The organism is Bacillus sp. DX3.1 (genome assembly GCF_030292155.1).
Classification (GTDB): Bacteria; Bacillota; Bacilli; order Bacillales; family Bacillaceae_G; genus Bacillus_A.
On record NZ_CP128153.1, the window covers coordinates 1,562,701 to 1,581,216 of the forward strand.

Annotated in this window: 22 protein-coding genes, 1 pseudogene and 1 riboswitch; of the genes and pseudogenes, 15 read left to right on the forward strand and 8 right to left on the reverse strand. The window is 34.3% G+C overall.

Annotated features, from left to right (window positions below; genetic code table 11):
- The first annotated feature begins 8 nt into the window (after positions 1-8).
- On the forward strand, positions 9-1,328 hold the full coding sequence (locus QRE67_RS07820) for a UDP-glucose dehydrogenase family protein (RefSeq protein WP_286124333.1): 1,320 nt from the start codon (positions 9-11) through the stop codon (positions 1,326-1,328).
- A gap of 73 nt (positions 1,329-1,401) precedes the next feature.
- On the opposite strand, the gene QRE67_RS07825 is transcribed toward QRE67_RS07820, so the two are convergent.
- Positions 1,402-2,568: a hypothetical protein gene (locus QRE67_RS07825; protein ID WP_286124334.1), complete on the reverse strand. Its 1,167-nt coding sequence runs from the start codon at positions 2,566-2,568 to the stop codon at positions 1,402-1,404.
- A 115-nt stretch (positions 2,569-2,683) separates the two neighbouring features.
- Between QRE67_RS07825 and QRE67_RS07830 the strand changes: the two genes are divergently transcribed.
- Entirely contained in the window at positions 2,684-3,892 is a 1,209-nt protein-coding gene (locus QRE67_RS07830) for a hypothetical protein (RefSeq protein WP_286124335.1), read from the forward strand.
- Between the two features lie 91 nt (positions 3,893-3,983).
- Here the strand turns inward: QRE67_RS07830 and QRE67_RS07835 are convergent, their stop codons facing one another.
- Positions 3,984-4,349 (reverse strand): winged helix-turn-helix transcriptional regulator, encoded by a 366-nt coding sequence (locus QRE67_RS07835; RefSeq protein ID WP_286124336.1) that lies wholly within the window; start codon positions 4,347-4,349, stop codon positions 3,984-3,986.
- 268 nt (positions 4,350-4,617) lie between these two features.
- On the opposite strand from QRE67_RS07835, the gene QRE67_RS07840 reads away from it, so the two are divergent.
- A complete protein-coding gene (locus QRE67_RS07840) occupies positions 4,618-5,247 on the forward strand; it encodes a hypothetical protein (protein ID WP_286124337.1) in 630 nt (209 codons plus the stop codon).
- 208 nt (positions 5,248-5,455) lie between these two features.
- Positions 5,456-5,632 (forward strand): annotated as a pseudogene (locus tag QRE67_RS07845) (GNAT family N-acetyltransferase); the annotation flags it as partial.
- A 55-nt stretch (positions 5,633-5,687) separates the two neighbouring features.
- On the opposite strand, the gene QRE67_RS07850 reads toward QRE67_RS07845, so the two are convergent.
- Positions 5,688-6,248 carry an isochorismatase family protein gene (locus QRE67_RS07850; RefSeq protein ID WP_286124338.1) on the reverse strand — a complete coding sequence of 187 codons (561 nt, stop codon included), beginning with the start codon at positions 6,246-6,248 and terminating at the stop codon, positions 5,688-5,690.
- Between the two features lie 350 nt (positions 6,249-6,598).
- Here QRE67_RS07850 and QRE67_RS07855 point away from each other — a divergent pair, with 350 nt between their 5' ends.
- Positions 6,599-6,859 (forward strand): DUF6123 family protein, encoded by a 261-nt coding sequence (locus tag QRE67_RS07855; RefSeq protein WP_286124339.1) that lies wholly within the window; start codon positions 6,599-6,601, stop codon positions 6,857-6,859.
- 2 nt (positions 6,860-6,861) lie between these two features.
- Here QRE67_RS07855 and QRE67_RS07860 read toward each other — a convergent pair whose 3' ends face one another.
- From QRE67_RS07860 to QRE67_RS07870, 3 genes are read right to left on the reverse strand one after another with little or no spacing between them, the layout of a single operon-like run.
- Positions 6,862-7,767: a DMT family transporter gene (locus QRE67_RS07860; protein ID WP_286124340.1), complete on the reverse strand. Its 906-nt coding sequence runs from the start codon at positions 7,765-7,767 to the stop codon at positions 6,862-6,864.
- Between the two features lie 13 nt (positions 7,768-7,780).
- Positions 7,781-8,167: a reverse transcriptase-like protein gene (locus QRE67_RS07865; protein WP_286124341.1), complete on the reverse strand. Its 387-nt coding sequence runs from the start codon at positions 8,165-8,167 to the stop codon at positions 7,781-7,783.
- A gap of 16 nt (positions 8,168-8,183) precedes the next feature.
- The gene (locus QRE67_RS07870; RefSeq protein WP_286124342.1) at positions 8,184-9,056 is read right to left on the reverse strand and encodes an aldose 1-epimerase family protein; all 873 of its coding nucleotides are present in this window, start codon (positions 9,054-9,056) and stop codon (positions 8,184-8,186) included.
- A 168-nt stretch (positions 9,057-9,224) separates the two neighbouring features.
- A riboswitch (PreQ1 riboswitch) is annotated at positions 9,225-9,270 on the forward strand.
- 6 nt (positions 9,271-9,276) lie between these two features.
- On the opposite strand from QRE67_RS07870, the gene QRE67_RS07875 reads away from it, so the two are divergent.
- The 4 genes from QRE67_RS07875 (at position 9,277) to QRE67_RS07890 (ending at position 12,704) form a co-directional block, all read left to right on the forward strand.
- A complete protein-coding gene (locus tag QRE67_RS07875) occupies positions 9,277-9,762 on the forward strand; it encodes a QueT transporter family protein (protein WP_286124343.1) in 486 nt (161 codons plus the stop codon).
- Between the two features lie 822 nt (positions 9,763-10,584).
- On the forward strand, positions 10,585-11,622 hold the full coding sequence (locus QRE67_RS07880) for an acyltransferase family protein (protein WP_286124344.1): 1,038 nt from the start codon (positions 10,585-10,587) through the stop codon (positions 11,620-11,622).
- Between the two features lie 233 nt (positions 11,623-11,855).
- Positions 11,856-12,515, forward strand: coding sequence for a ribonuclease H family protein (locus tag QRE67_RS07885; protein WP_286124345.1), 660 nt, complete (start codon positions 11,856-11,858; stop codon positions 12,513-12,515).
- A 12-nt stretch (positions 12,516-12,527) separates the two neighbouring features.
- Entirely contained in the window at positions 12,528-12,704 is a 177-nt protein-coding gene (locus tag QRE67_RS07890) for a zinc-finger domain-containing protein (protein ID WP_286124346.1), read from the forward strand.
- 118 nt (positions 12,705-12,822) lie between these two features.
- On the opposite strand, the gene QRE67_RS07895 is transcribed toward QRE67_RS07890, so the two are convergent.
- Together QRE67_RS07895 and cspD are read right to left on the reverse strand one after the other, a co-directional pair.
- Positions 12,823-13,071: a DUF2564 family protein gene (locus QRE67_RS07895; protein WP_286124347.1), complete on the reverse strand. Its 249-nt coding sequence runs from the start codon at positions 13,069-13,071 to the stop codon at positions 12,823-12,825.
- A gap of 120 nt (positions 13,072-13,191) precedes the next feature.
- On the reverse strand, positions 13,192-13,389 hold the full coding sequence (gene cspD / locus QRE67_RS07900) for a cold-shock protein CspD (protein ID WP_286124348.1): 198 nt from the start codon (positions 13,387-13,389) through the stop codon (positions 13,192-13,194).
- Between the two features lie 270 nt (positions 13,390-13,659).
- On the opposite strand from cspD, the gene QRE67_RS07905 reads away from it, so the two are divergent.
- The 6 genes from QRE67_RS07905 (at position 13,660) to QRE67_RS07930 (ending at position 18,436) form a co-directional block, all read left to right on the forward strand.
- Complete coding sequence (locus QRE67_RS07905; RefSeq protein WP_286124349.1) at positions 13,660-14,388, forward strand: YqcI/YcgG family protein; 729 nt, start codon at positions 13,660-13,662, stop codon at positions 14,386-14,388.
- 153 nt (positions 14,389-14,541) lie between these two features.
- A complete protein-coding gene (locus QRE67_RS07910) occupies positions 14,542-15,174 on the forward strand; it encodes a LysE family transporter (protein ID WP_286124350.1) in 633 nt (210 codons plus the stop codon).
- Between the two features lie 19 nt (positions 15,175-15,193).
- Positions 15,194-15,487 carry a cytoplasmic protein gene (locus QRE67_RS07915; RefSeq protein ID WP_286124351.1) on the forward strand — a complete coding sequence of 98 codons (294 nt, stop codon included), beginning with the start codon at positions 15,194-15,196 and terminating at the stop codon, positions 15,485-15,487.
- Between the two features lie 232 nt (positions 15,488-15,719).
- Positions 15,720-16,349 carry a sterol desaturase family protein gene (locus tag QRE67_RS07920; RefSeq protein WP_286124352.1) on the forward strand — a complete coding sequence of 210 codons (630 nt, stop codon included), beginning with the start codon at positions 15,720-15,722 and terminating at the stop codon, positions 16,347-16,349.
- A 195-nt stretch (positions 16,350-16,544) separates the two neighbouring features.
- A complete protein-coding gene (locus QRE67_RS07925) occupies positions 16,545-16,883 on the forward strand; it encodes a DUF485 domain-containing protein (RefSeq protein WP_286124353.1) in 339 nt (112 codons plus the stop codon).
- Between the two features lie 2 nt (positions 16,884-16,885).
- Positions 16,886-18,436, forward strand: a complete 1,551-nt coding sequence (locus tag QRE67_RS07930) for a solute symporter family protein (RefSeq protein WP_286124354.1) — start codon at positions 16,886-16,888, stop codon at positions 18,434-18,436.
- The last annotated feature ends 80 nt before the right edge of the window (positions 18,437-18,516 follow it).

Genomic DNA, 18,516 nt, shown 5'->3' on the forward strand with positions numbered 1-18,516 from the left:
AGATAGAGATGAAGATTGTCTTATTTGGTTGTGGATATGTTGGATTGACAACAGCTATATGTTTAGCAGAATTAGGACATCAAGTTACTTGTATAGATGTTGATAAACAAAAAATAAATATGTTAAAACAAGGAGAATCTCCTCTATATGAGCCAGGAATTGATATATATATAAAGCAACATACACTTGCTGGGAATCTGTTTTTTGCGAATGAAATAGGGACAAGCATTCAAGGGGCGGATTTTATTTTTATAGCAGTAGGAACTCCGCAACGAGATGATGGATCTGCTGATTTGACAAATGTTTTTGAAGTGAGTCAGCGGATTGCTGAGTGTGTTGTGAAAGATGTCATAGTAGTTGTGAAAAGCACGGTTCCAGTTGGGACAAATGATGCTATAAAAAAGGTAATCAGTGAAAAGAAAAGAAGTAACGCCGGTATCCAAATTGCTTCAAATCCAGAATTTTTACGAGAAGGAAGTGCTTTACATGATACATTTCAAGGAGAAAGAATTATAATCGGAGCAAGCGAAGAAGATGTATTTGAAAAAATGGAGACGTTATATAAACCCTTACATATTCCTATTGTAAAAACGGATATAAAAAGTGCGGAAATGATTAAATACGCATCAAATGCATTTTTAGCTACTAAGATTAGTTTTATTAATGAAATGGCGAATTTATGTGAAAAAGTAGGAGCGGATATTGAACAAGTAGCATATGGAATGGGGTTAGATAAACGTATTGGAAATGCATTTTTAAAAGCTGGAATTGGATATGGAGGGTCTTGTTTTCCAAAGGATACAAATGCATTGATGCAGATAGCAGGAAATGTACAATATCCATTTCAACTTTTAGCGTCAGTTATAGCTGTTAATCATGAGCAAAAAAGAAAATTCATTAATAAACTACAAACACTTTATGGTGATATAGTAGGAAAGCGAATTGCGGTTTTAGGGTTAGCTTTTAAGCCGAATACTGACGATATTCGAGAAGCACCAGCCATTTCTATTATTGAAGAACTATTCAAGTTTGGAGCACAAGTAATAGCGTATGATCCAGTTGCAATACAAAATGCTAAAAAAGTATTACCGAACGAGGTGAGTTTTGTTAGTGAAATAGATCAAGCGATTACAGATGCTGATTGTGTATGTATTTTGACGGAATGGGATGAAATTAAGAACTATCCATTAATTAATTTTCAAAAGTTAATGAAAGAAGCGACCATCTTTGATGGACGGAATTGTTTTACATTAGAGGAAATAGAAAAGTATGAGATACAGTATCATTCGATTGGGCGAAGACAAGTTATATATGATTTTGTGAAATAGTGAAAAGGGGAGAAGCCTCTTGTTTTGTATAGGCGTATTGCTTTATACAAACAAGAGGCTTACTTGGAACATATTAATTTTTTAGGATAACATTCCATATGGTCTGATCGTATTGATAACCTTCTATATTTGCCTCCATCGTGTTAGAGAGATGAGTTTTTCCGTTGGAATAACTCATATAGCCTTGTTGTAATTTATATAATAAATCTTTTGTACCAACTTGTATAAGAGCTTCGATAGACTGATTTTGTTGATTAACATCCCAATCCCCTAATAACTTCAAATTAGTTAATGTTGGAACGGTATTCATCCAGCTTTCATAGGAATAAAATGCATCGCTTCGTTTCCCTTGTGCATCAGTAGCATTAAATTCTTTGAGCATACCGGATTGTCCCACAACAGGAGAAGACCCTTTGATAAGGTATGCTCTCCCATTAGCTCCTGTGTTTGTTACGATTTCACTGTACGTAAATTGGGATACTGTATGAAAGAGAGAAATAGAGTTGGATAATGGAATTCCTTGATAAGAAAATGAATGTTTTATACCAGCTCCAGAACCACCATAGCGGTCATAACCACCGCTCTCCATTAAAGATTTTGATGTCTTTATCCACGTATTGTAAATATTTGTGAATCCTAATTGCTGAAACATATTCATATAGGTTGTATAGTCAAAGTTTTGCAGGAAACGATTTACATTATCTGCACCAAAATAGTAGGAAGCTGCAATCATGACATTTACATATCCATTTCGGTAATTGGGATTATAAGACTTTTTAAAATTTCCTAGTTGATTTAAACCGGTATAAAAATCATTGTTATCATCGTATGACCAGTGTCCAGCAATAGTAAAGGCTCTCATAAGCCAATCGATCTTTTGGATTTCTAGTGGGGAGAGTTCTTTCCAAATAGCAGGAATATGTTTTGTAAGTAAAAATGTTTGTGCAATAATATTGTGAGTGCGACCATCAAGTCCGCCGTTTGCATTCGGCTCTTTACCTGAACTAATCACACTTTTGATATGTTGGAGGACTCGTGTTTTTACAGTTATATTTTTAGGTGTTTTATATTCAGGATTATAGAAGCAACAAAGAGTTAAAAAGTAAAAAGCTTTTGCGCGTTTTACAATAATGCTGCTTGTATCTGTATAGTGAGGAGAAATCACTGCAAGTAATGATTCAGATAAAGCTTGATCAACTAAAGAGGTGGGGAAGGGGAAAAATGAGGAGAGATTATTCATTATATAAAAACCACTCTTTCTTTTATAAATCTATTAATCTATTAATATGTATATACGTTAAGTATGCAAAGAGTGTGGACAAGAGTGGAGTTTTGATTGATAAGGAGGAATTTATTTGCTGAGGAAAACGGTATGGTTTATAGGTGCCCTTTTTTTAGGTATGGTAGCTTTCTTATATGTATATGAACAGAAAAATAAAAATAGTGAACGCATCGTTAATGAAGAGAAGATATTACGTGTTGCAATGGAGGAACCACTGCTTGCATTTGAAGGAAGGCGAGATATTAAAGCTGTATATGTGAAACAAGCAAAAGCATTTTATTTTTTATCATTATTTTCGTATGAAAATCAGGGGAGGGTAGAGGTAAGAGAAAGGATTTTAGAACATGTACGTAGTCTTATAAGTGGTGGAAAGGAACCAAATGCAAATGGTGGACTTGATGGTAGGACACATAACATAGTTGCCCAAGCTCTTGTGTTGGTGAAGCATAATGAGATGATATGGGAAGAATTAAATAGAGAAGAGAGAGAGAAAGTAGATTGGATTATGCGCTCTTTAGCAATTGCTTCTCATTGGTCATATGATGACGATAATAATTTTTATACAGGCTTAGATCAGCAAGGAAATTTTAAAAAATCGTATAATCCGAATTACAAAAATGGTTATGGAAATACAATAGTGGCTGTTACGATGTATTTTGGTGTGAAGAAGACTAAAACTATTTTTTCGGAATTTTCTTACCGTTATTACATGGAACAGTTCAAGAAATATCAATATAAAAATATTATAAATACGTGGTCTCAATCTGGAAGTCATATAATGGAACAAGGTGGAAGAGATCGAAAAGGTGGCCACGGTGCAGGTGTGAAAAATAGTTTCATATTTGAGGGAACAGGGATTGACAATGTAATGGGGATTTTTAGAAAAGTGACGTTTGATACATATAACAAGAACGTAAAAAATAGTGGAGCTGATGGGAAAGCATACATAGTAAAAGGGCGTTCTCCTTCTGAAGGAGAGATGGGAATGATTGCTGAATTTGATTCCAATGATGCAAAAGGAAAACGGAGTGACGCATTTTATTCTTATGAAAGCTGGATGAATACAATTCCGACAATGCTGAATTTAAAACTATTCAATTATTGGGAGGATAAAGATGGAGAAATCGAAAAGCGAATTGATGTAGGAACAAAGGATTTACTTTATAAATTAGAGAAGGGGTATAAGGGATTCGCGAATGGAGAATCTTACGTGATAACAGAGTCGGATGTAAATAAAGAAGGATTTTTATACGATCAATTCATTTGGAAATATTGGATGTAAAAAAATAAGATACACTATTTTTAAAATATGTTATAAGAAAAGTGGCTCCTGAAAAGGAACCGCTTTTCTTATAGGGAAAATATGAAAATAGTTATTCTTTTTGTAATTGTTGAATTCGTTTTTCGCCCCAATCGTACATCATTTGTAAAATAGGTTGTAAACTCTCACCTAGTTCTGTTAAAGAATATTCTACTTTAGGTGGGATTTCTGGATAAATTTTTCGTGAAATAACACCGTCATCTTCCAGTTCACGTAATTGTTTTGTTAATACTTTATGCGTAATTTTCGGGAATAAATGTTGTATGGCACTAAAACGCATTGGGCCATTTATGCCTAAACGATACAAAATGACGATTTTCCATTTGCCACTTATAATGGATAAGGTTAATTCTTTTGCACAATTTAATTCTTTATTATGTATTTTATGCAGTATTTCCTTACGTAAATCTTGCTCCATACGATTCACCTTCCATTCAGTATCCTCGAGGATACTTTCTATCAAAAAAGTGCATACTTCTCGCGGCGTAACACTACATTTATAATAAAAGCAGTAAGGCAGAAGAAATCACTTATTTCTATATTACCACAATTGAATTAGGGCGATTTGATCCTGCATTAACGAGAAGTAACATCTATATTTCAAAATTTTACAAGAAGTAAAGAAGTTGGGGGATGAAGAAATATCCTACTGATCAAAGTTTCACTTTATAGAGGAGGGACAAGAAATGGAAAAAATGGGGACAATGACAAAGAGTTTTGTAAGTAATTATCTTGCAGAACAACCAATTACGCTAAAAAGTCGTTTCACATATAGTTTACCTCTTTATAGCGTTGGAATTATGATAATCGAATTGTTGGAAAATGATTACTTACAAATAAACAAAAATAACAACATACAATTTACGAATAAAGGAGAAGTAAATCATACTTATTTCAATAAGCTTATGTTAATTATAAAAAACAATGAAAATCGTACATTTATAGAATGGATTCTTTATTTTGCAGCAGAGAGAAAGAAAATAGATGATCTGTTTATGTCTGTATTGAAAGAGATGAAAGAAGAAGGAGTAATTCAGTATCAAGCAAAAAAGGTACTTTCTTGTATTCCTTACCAAAAAATAGTCTTGTACGTGAGCGGAACAAACTCGTTTGTTGATTATATACAAAAAGATCCGGTATTTAAAAAAGGAAATGAAATTGAGAAGATAATTGTGTTATGGAAATATTGTTATGCAGCTTATACAAATGATCAAGAAGTAGAGTCTTTGAAAAAAGAGCAGACATTCTGTAGTTTTGTACAAAAATTACAAGAAGGGGTTTCTGAAGGGGCTCACAGAAATGTTTTGTTTGTGTAAATGCACTTTCATTCATTTACCAGAATAGTTGAATAGTTTTGCTTTGAGAAGCATGTAGGACAAATGCAAAAAAGGAAACAAACAGGGATTACAGGTTTGTTTCCTTTTTTGCATTTACAATTAGATACTCATTTCCATTCAATCTCTTGTAAACGAGCAAGTAAATTGCTATGGATACGTAGTAAAGAGTGAATATCTTCTAGCAAAAGATTATGAAGGTCGCCTAAGAATCGATGTTCCAGCAGGAAAAGAAAGCTTTATGACTAATTTAGAAACATGTGGTTTCAAAAAGGTGAATGAGCCACCCATTATGATGAAGAATGATAATCAATTTTTGAAACGGAATGGGGAATTGTATGGAATTGCTGCGCAAATTTTTGGTTAAAACAAAAGATTCCTTTTTGAGAAAGGAATCTTTTTACGTTATAAATGAAATTGCGTCATTCACGATATTGGTCATGAATGGGTTGAAATAGATCTTCCTCGACATCTCTAACGATGGAAAAATGATCGACATTATAATGACCATGCAGTGTTTCGTTATGATGTTCGATGATTTGCTTTGCAGATAAAATTGTAGAATCGGTCGTTGAGTGCCCATCTTTTATTAAAGTGACATCAAATCCCTGTACTGTTGCTGTTCTAACCGCGCTATCAATACAATGTTCGGTTTTACAGCCTCCTACAACAAGATGACCAATTTCTTTTTCTATTAAAATAGCATGTAAAGAAGTGTTATAAAATGAATTGGTCGCCTCTTTATCGATAACTAGTGCTGTAGATGGTATTTTAATTTCTTCGTGTATTTGAAATCCTTTCCCTATACCGGAAGCAACATCAGTATCCCTTACAAAAATAATGAGAGCATCTGATTGAAGTGCTTTTTTGATTGCTACATTTATTGTAGTTAACAATTGATCTTTCTGAAACACTTCTGTTTCTTTCTCATTTCCGTCAATAAGTTCTTGTTGGGCGTCAATAATTAGCAAAGCTTGTTTCATTGATTTGCTCCTTTGTATTGAAATATATTTTTCTCTTTTTATCTATTTCTCTAAGTTGTGGAAGAATCCTTTTTACACGAGCCATATAGAAAAGGAAATGATTTATTGCCCCTAACATTGTGTGATATCTTACAATATAACTAAGGGGGAGATTGTAAGTGGAAATTAGTGCATTACCTAATCAAACAGGAGTAAGGATCCAATCACTTTGTATCTATTTACTATGAGTAAATTATATTATAATGATTAATGAAAAAAATAAATGATTGTCAAAGAAAATTCATTCTCATAAAGCCTGAAAACATGTATGATAGAAAGTGGGGAATTTTTTGGAATTAGGTGAGAACATCATGCAAACAGTACAAGATTATCTTGCATTCTTACATACAAAAGGATTTAAATTATCAGAAGAAGCACATGGATTTATTATGTTTGGTCAAGGTTATACAGGTGCATCTGATGGAATTGTAAACGCGGCGATTGAAGCGACAATCAAGCATCAATTACAGTTTGATGGTAGTTACTTTGTTGCTTTGTTAGAGCGATTGAACGAAGAGAAAATTACCGATAAAAAAAGCGCAAAGGCTTTTATGCAGAAGTTACATGCTTAACTTCAGGCAGCCTGCGCTTCTTTTTTTGCTTTTGAAGGAAGTTCAACAAAAATCATACCTATGAAAATACAAAGACAACCAATTATTGCTGAAATGGAAAGTTGTTCGTTTGCGACAAGAACGCCTGTTAATGCGGCAAATACGGGCTCCATTGCAAAAATAATCGCAACTCGTGTCGGAGATGTACGCTTTTGTGCAGATGTTTGAATGAAAAAAGCTAGAGCTGTTGCAAATAATGATGTTAAGAATAATGCGAATAGAAAAGAATGATTCATCCATAAAGCGATTGAAAATAATTTCTCCCAATCTTCAAACAAAAGGGCGCAAATGCTAGAAAAGATTCCAACCGCTAACACTTGTGAGGTGCTTAATAATAAGGGAGATACTTTTTTAGAAAAGAACCCATTTATGAGAATGTGTGCTGCAAAGGCAACAGCGCAGCCAAGAACGAGTAAATCTCCGATATTGAATTGAAATGAATCTCCGGCAGTTAATAAATATAATCCCATTGTTGCGGCGATAATGCCAAGTACAATAAACGGTGTGGCCCGTTGTTTTAAAAAGATAAACGATAAGATTGGTACCATAACGATACTTAATCCAGTTAAAAATCCGGCTTTAGAAGAAGTTGTATAGAGTAATCCAAATGTTTGCAGTAAATATCCAACAAATAAGAAAAATCCGACAATCATTCCGGCAACACCACTATATTGCACTTGTTTTCGTGGTGTTTTTTTCGCGAGAATGAGCTGAATGATTAACAAAATGACCCCAGCGAATAAAAAACGTATCCCATTAAACGTAAATGGCCCAACAAACGACATGGCATTTTGAACGACAACAAACGTAGCTCCCCAAATAAAGGAAACGAATAATAAGGAAAGAGGAGCAATCCACTCTTTTTTCACAATACGACCCCCATTAGTTTTGTAAAATGGCTTTTCGTGCTAATTCATCGGCAACTTTATTTTGAATACTTGGAATCCATTTTATAAAGAAAAGATCAAATTTTTCTATGTACTGCAGTGCTTCTTGTAAAAGCGGTGCGTACAGTTGGTTTTTTGCATATTTCTTTTCTACAGCACGTTCAACGAGCTGTGAATCTGTTCGGAAAGATACAATGCTATAATTATGTTCTGTGCAATATTTTAATGCAGCTAATAGCGCATGATATTCCGCTTCGTGATTAGACATTGTTCCAAGCGGAAGCGATAATTGTACGGGTGACTGTACACCTTTAATAAAAACCCCAGCGCCAGAAGGGCCAGGGTTTCCTTTCGATGCACCATCAATATATACTTCAATCAAACTGAAAACCTCCAATTTATCCGATTGTAATACTGTAACGGCACGTAAATGTTTCATTCGCTTGTAAGGATTGAACTCCTTTTTTTTCTTTGAAATTTTTTACTGGCTCTACTTCATCGGCAATTCCATACCAAGGTTCAATGCATAAGAAGGGAGCATCATTTCCTGGTGTCCATACACCAACGAATGGAAATCCTTCAAAGGCTACTTTTACAAACTTATCATGTTTATGAGAACGAATGGAAATTTCATTTTTATTCATATTTTCAAAAATAAGAGCATCATTTTTGAATAAATCATATGTAAGTGGTAATTCTGTTGTACTTTCAGCAATTAGCTGCTTTTCTTTTGAAAGAAATGGTCCTTCTAACAAGCTTGTTTCTAATCGTTCTGGGTTACTAAAAGATAAATGGTAGTCTGTAAATGATTCACCTTCTTGTAAAGGACAGTTAAAACCTGGATGTGCGCCAATTGAAAAGTGCATTTCAGTTGAAGAAGGATTGATTACTTCGTAAGTGACATGTACGTCTTGCTCGTTTATTTCGTAAGAAACAAGTAATTCAAATGTGAACGGATATTTTTGTAAAGTTTCTTCATTACTGGTTACAGCATATGTAATCTTTGTTTCACTCTGTTCTTTTACTGAAAATGTTAGGTCACGAGCAAAACCGTGTTGTGTTAATGAATATGGCTTACCATCTACATAGTATGTATTGTCTACTAATCTGCCCACAATCGGGAATAAGATGGGGGCACGGCGTCCCCAATGCTTTGGGTCTCCTTGCCACATATATTCTGTGTTATCTTCTTTTAAGCGAACGCTCTGTAATTCTGCACCTTTTTCAGAGATGGAAACTATCACTTTATCATTTTGAATCGTTGCTGTCATGAAAATAAACCTCCTAAATCTTTCATATTCTTCATTATACGTTGTCTAAAAGAAAAAGGGTAGATGATGGTGCGTTTGTCTAAAAGAAATCTACAGCAAAAATTGCGGCTTAATATATTGACGAATAGGTGCCAAATGCGTAAAATATAATTTTGTTGTTTACAGACGACTCACGTGGTTCGAAACCATCCCACGTAAAAAAAACTAAGGAGATTTTGTCATGAATATAAAAACAATTGTTGGCAATGGTATTTTAGCAGCGTTATATATCGCTGTCTCTATGCTTATTCAGCCGTTTGGCTTTACGAATGTACAGTTTCGTATTTCAGAGATGTTTAATCATCTTATTGTGTTTAATAAGAAGTCTATTTACGGGATTGTACTAGGCGTATTTTTAACAAATCTCTTTTTCTCACCTATGCTTGCTTATGATTTAGTATTTGGAGTGGGACAATCGATTATTGCACTTCTTGCTACAATTATTTCAATGCGTTTTATTAAAGGCGTTTGGGCACGTATGATTTTTAACACAGTAATCTTTACATTTACAATGTTTATGATTGCGATTGAACTTCATCTTGCATTTGATTTACCATTTTTATGGACGTGGTTAACATGTGCAGCAGGTGAATTTGTTGTAATGGCAATTGGTATGCCTGTTATGTATTGGGTTAATAAACGTGTTCAATTTGAAAAAGTTATGTAAGAGCTGTTTGCGATAGGAGCGTAATCTTAGTCAAGTAGACAGTACTTAAAATTTCATAGCTAAATAACCTGCATTCGATATTGTATCGAATGCAGGTTATTTTATTTCTTTTAGGGGGACCGTTCCATCACCATCAAGTTAAAGTTTTGCGGGAACTAAACTAAGGAAATAATCTCAATTCTTGCAGGTAACTGTTGAAAGATAAATAGGGGTTCGGTGAAATCTTAGCTTGATAGTAATCTGAAGGTATGTGTATATCAGGATTTATTCTATACAACTTAAGAAAAATTTAGTACTGTATCATAGTTGATCAAGCATATGAACTAGGCATTTAATTATTTCAGCAGAATGCTTAATTTGTTCTGTATCAAAGCGACTTGAGATTGATTCAGATCGGATTGTTTTTTTGATTACTTGTAATTATCCTGAAGTTTTTGTACCAGAGCCAGTTTTACAATGTTTTAGTAAGTTCAATGAATCTGCACACTTTTTGCATACTTATAATATAATATGTATGTGTAAATTATATTATAAATATGAGTTAGAAAAAATCTTTCCATTAATATATATCAATGGAAAGATTTTTATTTATTTGCTGAGGAGTTATATCGATATATGTCTCCCGCTGCATACCACTGTCCTTAGAATAACAATACCTATATTTGAAACTTCAATTATTTCTAAATGAGATATAGACCAACGTAACCAGAAAGCATTAAATCTAAAAATAGATAATTTGATTATAATTTTAAGGGTTTTTTAAGGTTATAAACGTAATATTAATTTGGTATGAAAATTTATTATTTTAGGTGGTATTAGAGAGTGAAAAGTAAAGTACAAGAAATTATTATTTTAAGAAGTATAGCGTGTTTAACTGTAGTTTTTATACATGCTATTACACGTAGTCCCTCCACGTTTGACTCTGTTAATAAAATGGATATAGTATTTTCATATTTGCAATTATTGTTAATGTATGGTACACCAATGTTCGTTTTTATATCAGAGTTTGTACTCGCTTACAATTATAAGGATCGAATACCAGATAAATTTATTTCAAAAAGAATAAAATTTATCTTGTTACCTTTTATATGTATGGGTATTTTTTATGCTGGATTTTCAGAGCATGCAAATGGAATTCAAGCAACAGCAATACAAAGTGTACGAAATATTTTTTTAGGAGATTATCATGGGTATTTTATCTTAATTATATTCCAGTTTTACTTTCTCCATATGATTTTTAATAAAGTTAAGAAAAAGATCTCCCCTAAACTTGTTCTTATTTCTGCACTATGTATTAACTTGGCGTATTTAAGTTTCTTTAATTTTGTTGAACCCTTTAATGTACCAACGGCAAATTATATTTGGTATAGATTCTCTTGGATTCCGTTTATGGGTTGGATTATTTATTTTGTTATTGGCTATTATGCAGGTTCTTATTATGAATATTTTAAATCACTATTAACTAGGAATTTGAAATGGATAATTCTTTCGTGGTGTTTGACAGGAGCCCTGTTTCTTCTTTTTCAATACTTTAATGTTTTAAATGATATTAGTTCTAAAAGAGTAGATGCACTATTGTATACGATATCAACGATTATGGTATTTTTCTATATTGCAACAAAGATAAAAAATATACCGCGCTTTTTATTATTAATCAATCGATATTCTTTTGGAATTTATTTGTTACATCCTTTTTTTCAGCAAACTATTGGAGATATGATTTTGATAAATATACCTTACCTAAATAATCTGTATGGCTCCTTGTTTCTTTATTTCATAATTGGAGTTATTGTGCCTATTCCTGTGGTTTACCTTCTAAACAAGATAAAAATAGGTGCGTACATTGTGGGGAAAGTATAAACGGTTTTGGTGTAAAAACTTCAAGATAATTGCAAGAAATCAGAAGGCTGCAAAGCGCTTTTTCGAGAAAGCTTTGCGGCCTTTTTATGTTTCGAAGTCTCGTGTCTTACTTCCATTGCTTCGCTAGGAAGTGTACTTACTAGCAGTAATAAAACATGAATAAAATATTCGTATACAATGCTGTGTCCCTTGGTAAAATAAAATATGAAGTCGGAAATAAAAGGGGAAACGGTATGAAATATAAAATGAACTGGTTGTATAAAACAAAACAGGGTCTACAGACTGAATTGACAACAGATTATGTTCGTTTAGAAGAAGCATTACAGCTTGCAACTGATTTTGAAAAGACAGGGAGAGTCAAAGAACTTTTATTTTATGATGAGATGGGGACGGCATGGACGCTCAAAGAAATGAAAAAATTGAGTAAACAAGTGGAGGAAGAACCGCAAGAAATAAGCGTGTATTTTGATGGAGGGTATGACCTCGAAACGAAAGAAGCAGGCGTTGGCGTATGTGTTTACTATAAAAAAGGTGGGAAAACGTATCGGGTTCGCCGTAATGCTTACATAGAAGGTATATATGATAATAATGAGGCGGAATATGCAGCACTATTATATGGAATGAACATATTAGAAGAATTAGGTGTCAAATATGAGCTGGTTACGCTTCATGGTGATTCTCAAGTCGTACTTCAGCAATTAGCCGGAGAATGGCCATGTTACGATGAACATTTGAATCACTATTTAGATCAGATTGAACAAAAAGCAAAGACAATGAAAGTGAAGCTTGTATGTGAAGCGGTGTCTAGAAAACAAAATAAAGAAGCACATCAATTGGCAACACAAGCATTGGAAGGAACCGTAATTGATGGTCATAAAGAATTAACGGAGTAGAGAGGTGCAGATGTGAATAGAAGGCAGCTCATTACAGAGGTAAATGATTTATTAGAAACATATTGCGAGGGATGTTTTGTACAGCAACATTTTCGTAAAGAACATAGTAAATATCATGCTCACTCCTTTTGTATTCGGCAATGTACAGTGGGAGAAAAGTTAAAAAAATATGGAGAGCGATTATCATAATATGTCCTCGCCAATTGAACACTTAAGGGCAGCTTAAGCCCACATAACTTCTTTGATTCTTCATTTTGGGTATTTAGTACGGGGGAAAAAAACATCCAGAGATGTCTCTGGATGTTTTTTACTGCTTTGCTTCTTGCAATTGATGTTCGCATTGTTTTAATTTCATTTCTTCATTCAATAAAAATGGTTCGTCTAAGTCTGTTGCGACAGTTTTCATTGTATCGAGTTGATAACGAGCTTCTTCGACTACAGTTGTCGCATGTTGTAATGAACCAGGATCCATTGAAATTGTCGCAGATCCTACCATTTTTTGTGCGTTTTCTACACGGAGTTTCACTTCTTCAAAATCATTTACAGGTGAACCCATTGTTTATTCCTCCTTTGTGATCTTTCTCATTTCACATAGTTTTTACTCTGCAAAAAGGAAATATACAAAGGAATAACAAAGAAGGTTACCTGGCAAGGTAACCTTCTTTTATAAGTTAGATTAAAGTTTTACTACGTTAGCAGCTTGAGGTCCACGGTTTCCTTCAGTGATGTCGAAAGATACTTCTTGACCTTCTTCTAAAGCTTTGTAGCCGTCGCCTTCGATAGCTGTGAAATGTACGAATACATCGTCAGCGCCTTCAACTTCGATAAATCCAAAACCTTTTTCATTGTTAAACCATTTTACTTTTCCTTGCATGTTACAATTCCTCCTAAAAAACGATTGCTTTTTCATTTAGCGAAACAGATTTGAAATATGTGCAAATCCATAAAACTGAAAATCTTATATTATCGAATATTCTGCTAAATGATAATTTAAATATACACGAAATGGTAGATTTTAGTCAAGTAAGCGGTTTAAATTTTTTGTATTTTTAAATAATATTTTACACAAGTTTTACAGAATGGCATAGGACAACTTCTGTTTTAAATATGATTAAATAAAGGCTGTACATAATGAGGTGAGAGAATGAATCATTCGTATTTATTGGATAATGAGGCAATGAAAAATAGAAGTGATATACCGTCTTGGGTATCACAAGAATTTGAAAATTTTTCTAATGTTGTATTAGAAAAGACGTTTCCTTGCTATTTCGGCTTAACAGCTTTAAAGAAAAATGAACTTCGTTACTCGTTTCTTTCTCATGATGATTGGAGTCATCTGCCAAATACAATGCTATCTTTTTTACAGTTAATGCAGGAGCGACCGATTGTGAGAAGAGGTTTTTTTCTCTTTGTTGAACCAGAGCGTGAAGAGCAATCATTGGAACATTACCGGACGTATTTTTGGAAAGTGCTACAATATTTACATGAACAAGATAGCCAGCCCTGGCCAAAGCAGATTCCAGAAAATCCAGATCATTATTTATGGGAATTTTCATTTGGCGGGGAGCCGATGTTTGCGTTTGGCAATGCTCCTGCCTATAAACAAAGAAAGACGAGGCATTTAGGAAATTCACTTGTTATAGGATTTCAGCCTCGCATCATTTTTGATGGACTAGAAGGAGATCGGCCTAAAGGTGCTTATTCAAGACAAATGGTAAGAGAGCGTGTTGAAAAGTGGGATCAGCTCCCAAAACATCCAAACATTAGCCACTACGGGGATCCAAATCACCGTGAGTGGAAGCAGTATTTTATTGGAGATGATATTGAACCAATAAGAGGGAAATGTCCATTTCACCATATAATAGAGAAATAAACGATATTACGTCAAGCCGTCATATAGGAACGGCTTTTTTGTATATTTTGGATAAAAAAGGACATTTTAAATATGTATATTTTCATAAAAGCTAGTCTATTTTCAGTTTCGCAATCATTACTTAATAGTAGCAAATGCAGAAAGGACAGGGCGATGTTTGGAGCAATTATACAACAAATTGTGTTAGGTATTTCATTAGCTGCACCAGTAGGGCCAATTAATATTGAAATGGTGAAACGAGGGATTGAACGAGGATTTTGGCATGCATGGGTCGTTGGGATAGGAGGAATGAGTGCAGATATTTTATTTATGCTCCTTATTTACTTCGGATTATCTTCTGTATTCATGTATACATATGTACAAGCATTCATGTACTGCGCTGGCTTTTTTTTATTGTTTTATCTTGGATTTCAAAGTGTGAAACAAGGGATTTTGCAATCAAACATGGAATATAAACAAGAAGAGATAGGCGGGCTTCGCCAATCCTATATGGCAGGGTTTTTAATTGCATTATCTAATCCATTAAATCTTGTCTTTTGGTTTGGTGTATACGGAAGTACGCTTAGCTCATTGTTAACGAAAGTAACGAAGCAGGAGGCATTTCTGTATAGTCTTTGTATCATTGCTGGGATTATTTTGTGGAATTTAAATATCGCTTTTTCTGTTCATTTTGGACGAACATTGCTTCGTCCAAAAGTACTCGGCTATATTACAGCAGGGGCTGGTCTAATCTTAGTTGGGTATTCAATCCATTTTGCGTATAAAGCTTTAGAGTTGTTCATATAAGATTGAAGGGGAGATTTTTATGTATCGAACCACGGTAAATGGAACAGAAATTATGATTACATTATCGCCAAAAATTCGTAAAGAAGTAACAGAAAGAAATCCGTTATATGAGGCTGTGCTACAAACAGCTGAGCGTTTGCTTCATACAAAACAACCGACATTTGCTGTAAATCATGAAACATTTGGGCTCATTATTGGAGAAGTCCAGAGTGGTGAAGTAATTGTCTTTGCGGTTGAGCATATTATTCCGAGACAAAATATATTTGGATCGGGTAATCATTTTACAACAATTGAGAGACGAGCAAATCTGTAATATGAATAGAATAAAGTGAAACTTTTCTCAGTGGGGTTTTCTTTATCCCCCCACTGAGAATTAGTTAAACCAATCGAGCTTTTACGGGCAGTTATCCTCCACTTATCTTCTTTGTTTCTCTCTCTGAATCTTGTGGTGGTGGTCTTACAGCCCACGAATAGCGGGATAAATATAAAAAATCGGTCGTAACAATATGTTACGGCTGTTTTTTCTAAGGAGAGGGGTATAGAAAATGAAGAGGGTTCTAAAAGAGTTCTTCTTTCAACATGATATTGTCATTACGTTTGGAATTTTAATCGCTTTCATCATTATTTTGAAAACACAACTGTTTACAGGAATAGCGGTGATTGCGTGTATTGCTGGCATTATTTTTTATACGATTAATGAGTATGTAACACATCGGTTTTTATTTCATCTTAAACCGCCAAAAAATCCGTTTCTACTAAAGATGTTAAGAAGACTACACTATGATCATCATGTGTATCCCGATGATTTGAAACTGTTATTTTTACCTGTCTGGTACAGTTTGCCGGGCTTTACGATTTATTTGCTACTTTTATATGGAGCGACGAAACATATAACAATTACATTTGCATTTGGAATTGGGATGATTATAATGCTGCTTGTATATGAATGGAAACATTATATTGCACACAGGCCGATGCGTCCTTTTACCCGTTTTGGAAGGTGGCTAAAAAAGCAGCACATATTGCATCACTATAAAAATGAAAACTATTGGTTTGGTGTGTCAAATCCGGTGTATGATTTTTTATTCGGTACGTATAAAAATGGAAAAGAGGTCGAACTGAGTGAGACAGCACGCAATTTGGAGAGAGAAAAAGGAAAGGATGCAGTGCAATGAGCACTACTTTCTATTGTGAAAAAATATATTAAAAAATTGTAAAAAAATGATGAAAATTGTCTATCGGAAAATCTTTGCATTAGGGCAGAGATTGTCTAAAATGAAAATAAGTTTCTGAATATTTGTAAAATTTAGTAATTTAAAATTGATTTAGGGAGAAAATTGTCATGATATGAGAGAGAGGGGAGATTATGAATGAAACAAGAAAATTCGGCACGTCAGTTACAAGGTGAGATAAATTATACAGAAGTAGTTCAATCAGTAGAATTTCAGTCACTGTTAGAAAAGAAGCGGAAGTTTATTATCCCGATGAGTATTTTCTTTTTGAGCTTTTTTATTGCATTGCCAATCTTGACTTCTTATTCAAAGGTGTTAAATACATCAGCATTTGGTGATGTGACATGGGCTTGGATTTTTGCTTTTGCACAATTCGTGATGACGTGGGTGTTATGTATGATTTATAGCAAAAAGGCGGAATCATTTGATGAATCTTCGAAGAAAATTCTTCAAGATATGCAAAAAGGGAGGGGATAAGTTTGAACACAACAGCATTTGCACTATTTTTAATTATTGTTCTTGGTACGCTCGTCATTACATATTTTGCATCGAAAAAGACGAAAAATGCGAGTGAGTTTTACACAGCTGGTGGAGGATTAACTGGCTGGCAAAATGGTTTGGCCATTGCTGGGGATTATATGTCAGCAGCTTCTTTTCTTGGAATTGCTGGGGCGATAGCATTAACGGGATTCGATGGTTTCTTTTATAGCGTTGGCTTTCTTGTTGCATATTTAGTTGTATTGTATCTCGTTGCTGAACCGCTTCGAAACTTAGGGAAATATACATTAGCAGATATGATTGCAGCTCGTTTTGATGCGAAAAAGGTGCGAGGGATTGCGGCTTTAAATACAATGACAATTTCAATTTTTTATATGATTGCACAACTTGTAGGAGCAGGAGCACTTATTAAACTATTATTAGGAATTGAATATACAACATCGGTTTTAATCGTTGGAACATTAATGACAGTATATGTTATTTTTGGAGGCATGACGGCGACAAGCTGGGTACAAATTGTAAAAGCTGTATTGCTTATGGCAGGTACATTTGTCATTTCAGTTATTGTATTTGCAAAATTTAATTTTAGTGTAACAGAAATGTTTGCACAGATGAAAACAGCAACACCGCTACAAGAAACATTTTTAAATCCAGGTGTAAAGTATAAAGATGGACTAGATACAATTTCTTTAAACTTAGGTCTTGTTCTTGGTACAGCTGGGTTACCTCATATTCTCGTTCGTTTCTTTACAGTTCGCGATGCAAAAACAGCACGTCAATCGGTTGTATATGCAACGTGGTTAATCGGTGCGTTTTATATTATGACGATTTTCTTAGGCTTTGGTGCCGCAGCGTTTGTAGGAAATGAAGCAATTATTCAGGCAAATCCAGCTGGTAATATGGCAGCGCCGTTATTAGCAAAAGCACTGGGCGGAGATTTCTTATTTGCTTTCGTGTCTGCAATTGCATTTGCAACGATTTTAGCTGTTGTAGCAGGACTTGTGTTAACAGCAGCGTCAGCTTTTGCACATGATTTTTACAATGAAATCATTCGTAAAGGTAAGTCAACAGAAAAAGAACAAGTGTCAATGGCACGCTATGCATCCATTGGTGTAGCCATATTATCGATTATTTTAGCATTATTTGCACAAACATTAAATGTTGCTTTCCTTGTATCGTTGGCATTTGCGGTTGCTGCTAGCGCGAACTTGCCAGTTATTTTGTTTACGATTTATTGGAAACGCTTTAATACGACAGGTGCGATTTGCGGTATGGTTGTTGGTTTAGTTTCAGCTATCGTTCTTGTGGCGTTAAGTCCGAATGTTTGGAGTCCTGAAGTAGGGAAAGCGATTTTTGTTGGAGAACCATTATTCCCTTATACAACACCAGGAATCATTTCCATTCCGCTTGGTTTTTTAGCAGCGTATTTTGGGACAATCTTCTCCAGTAAGAAAGAGGATGCAGCGAAGTTTGATGAAATTTTAGTGAAGTCCAATACAGGACACGGAGTAAGTGACGTGTCGGCGCATTAAAAAGAAAAAGAGTTTTCCGGATGTTCGGAAAACTCTTTTGTTTGAGAAACTTTGAAAAATATTACTCGACAATCAGTAGG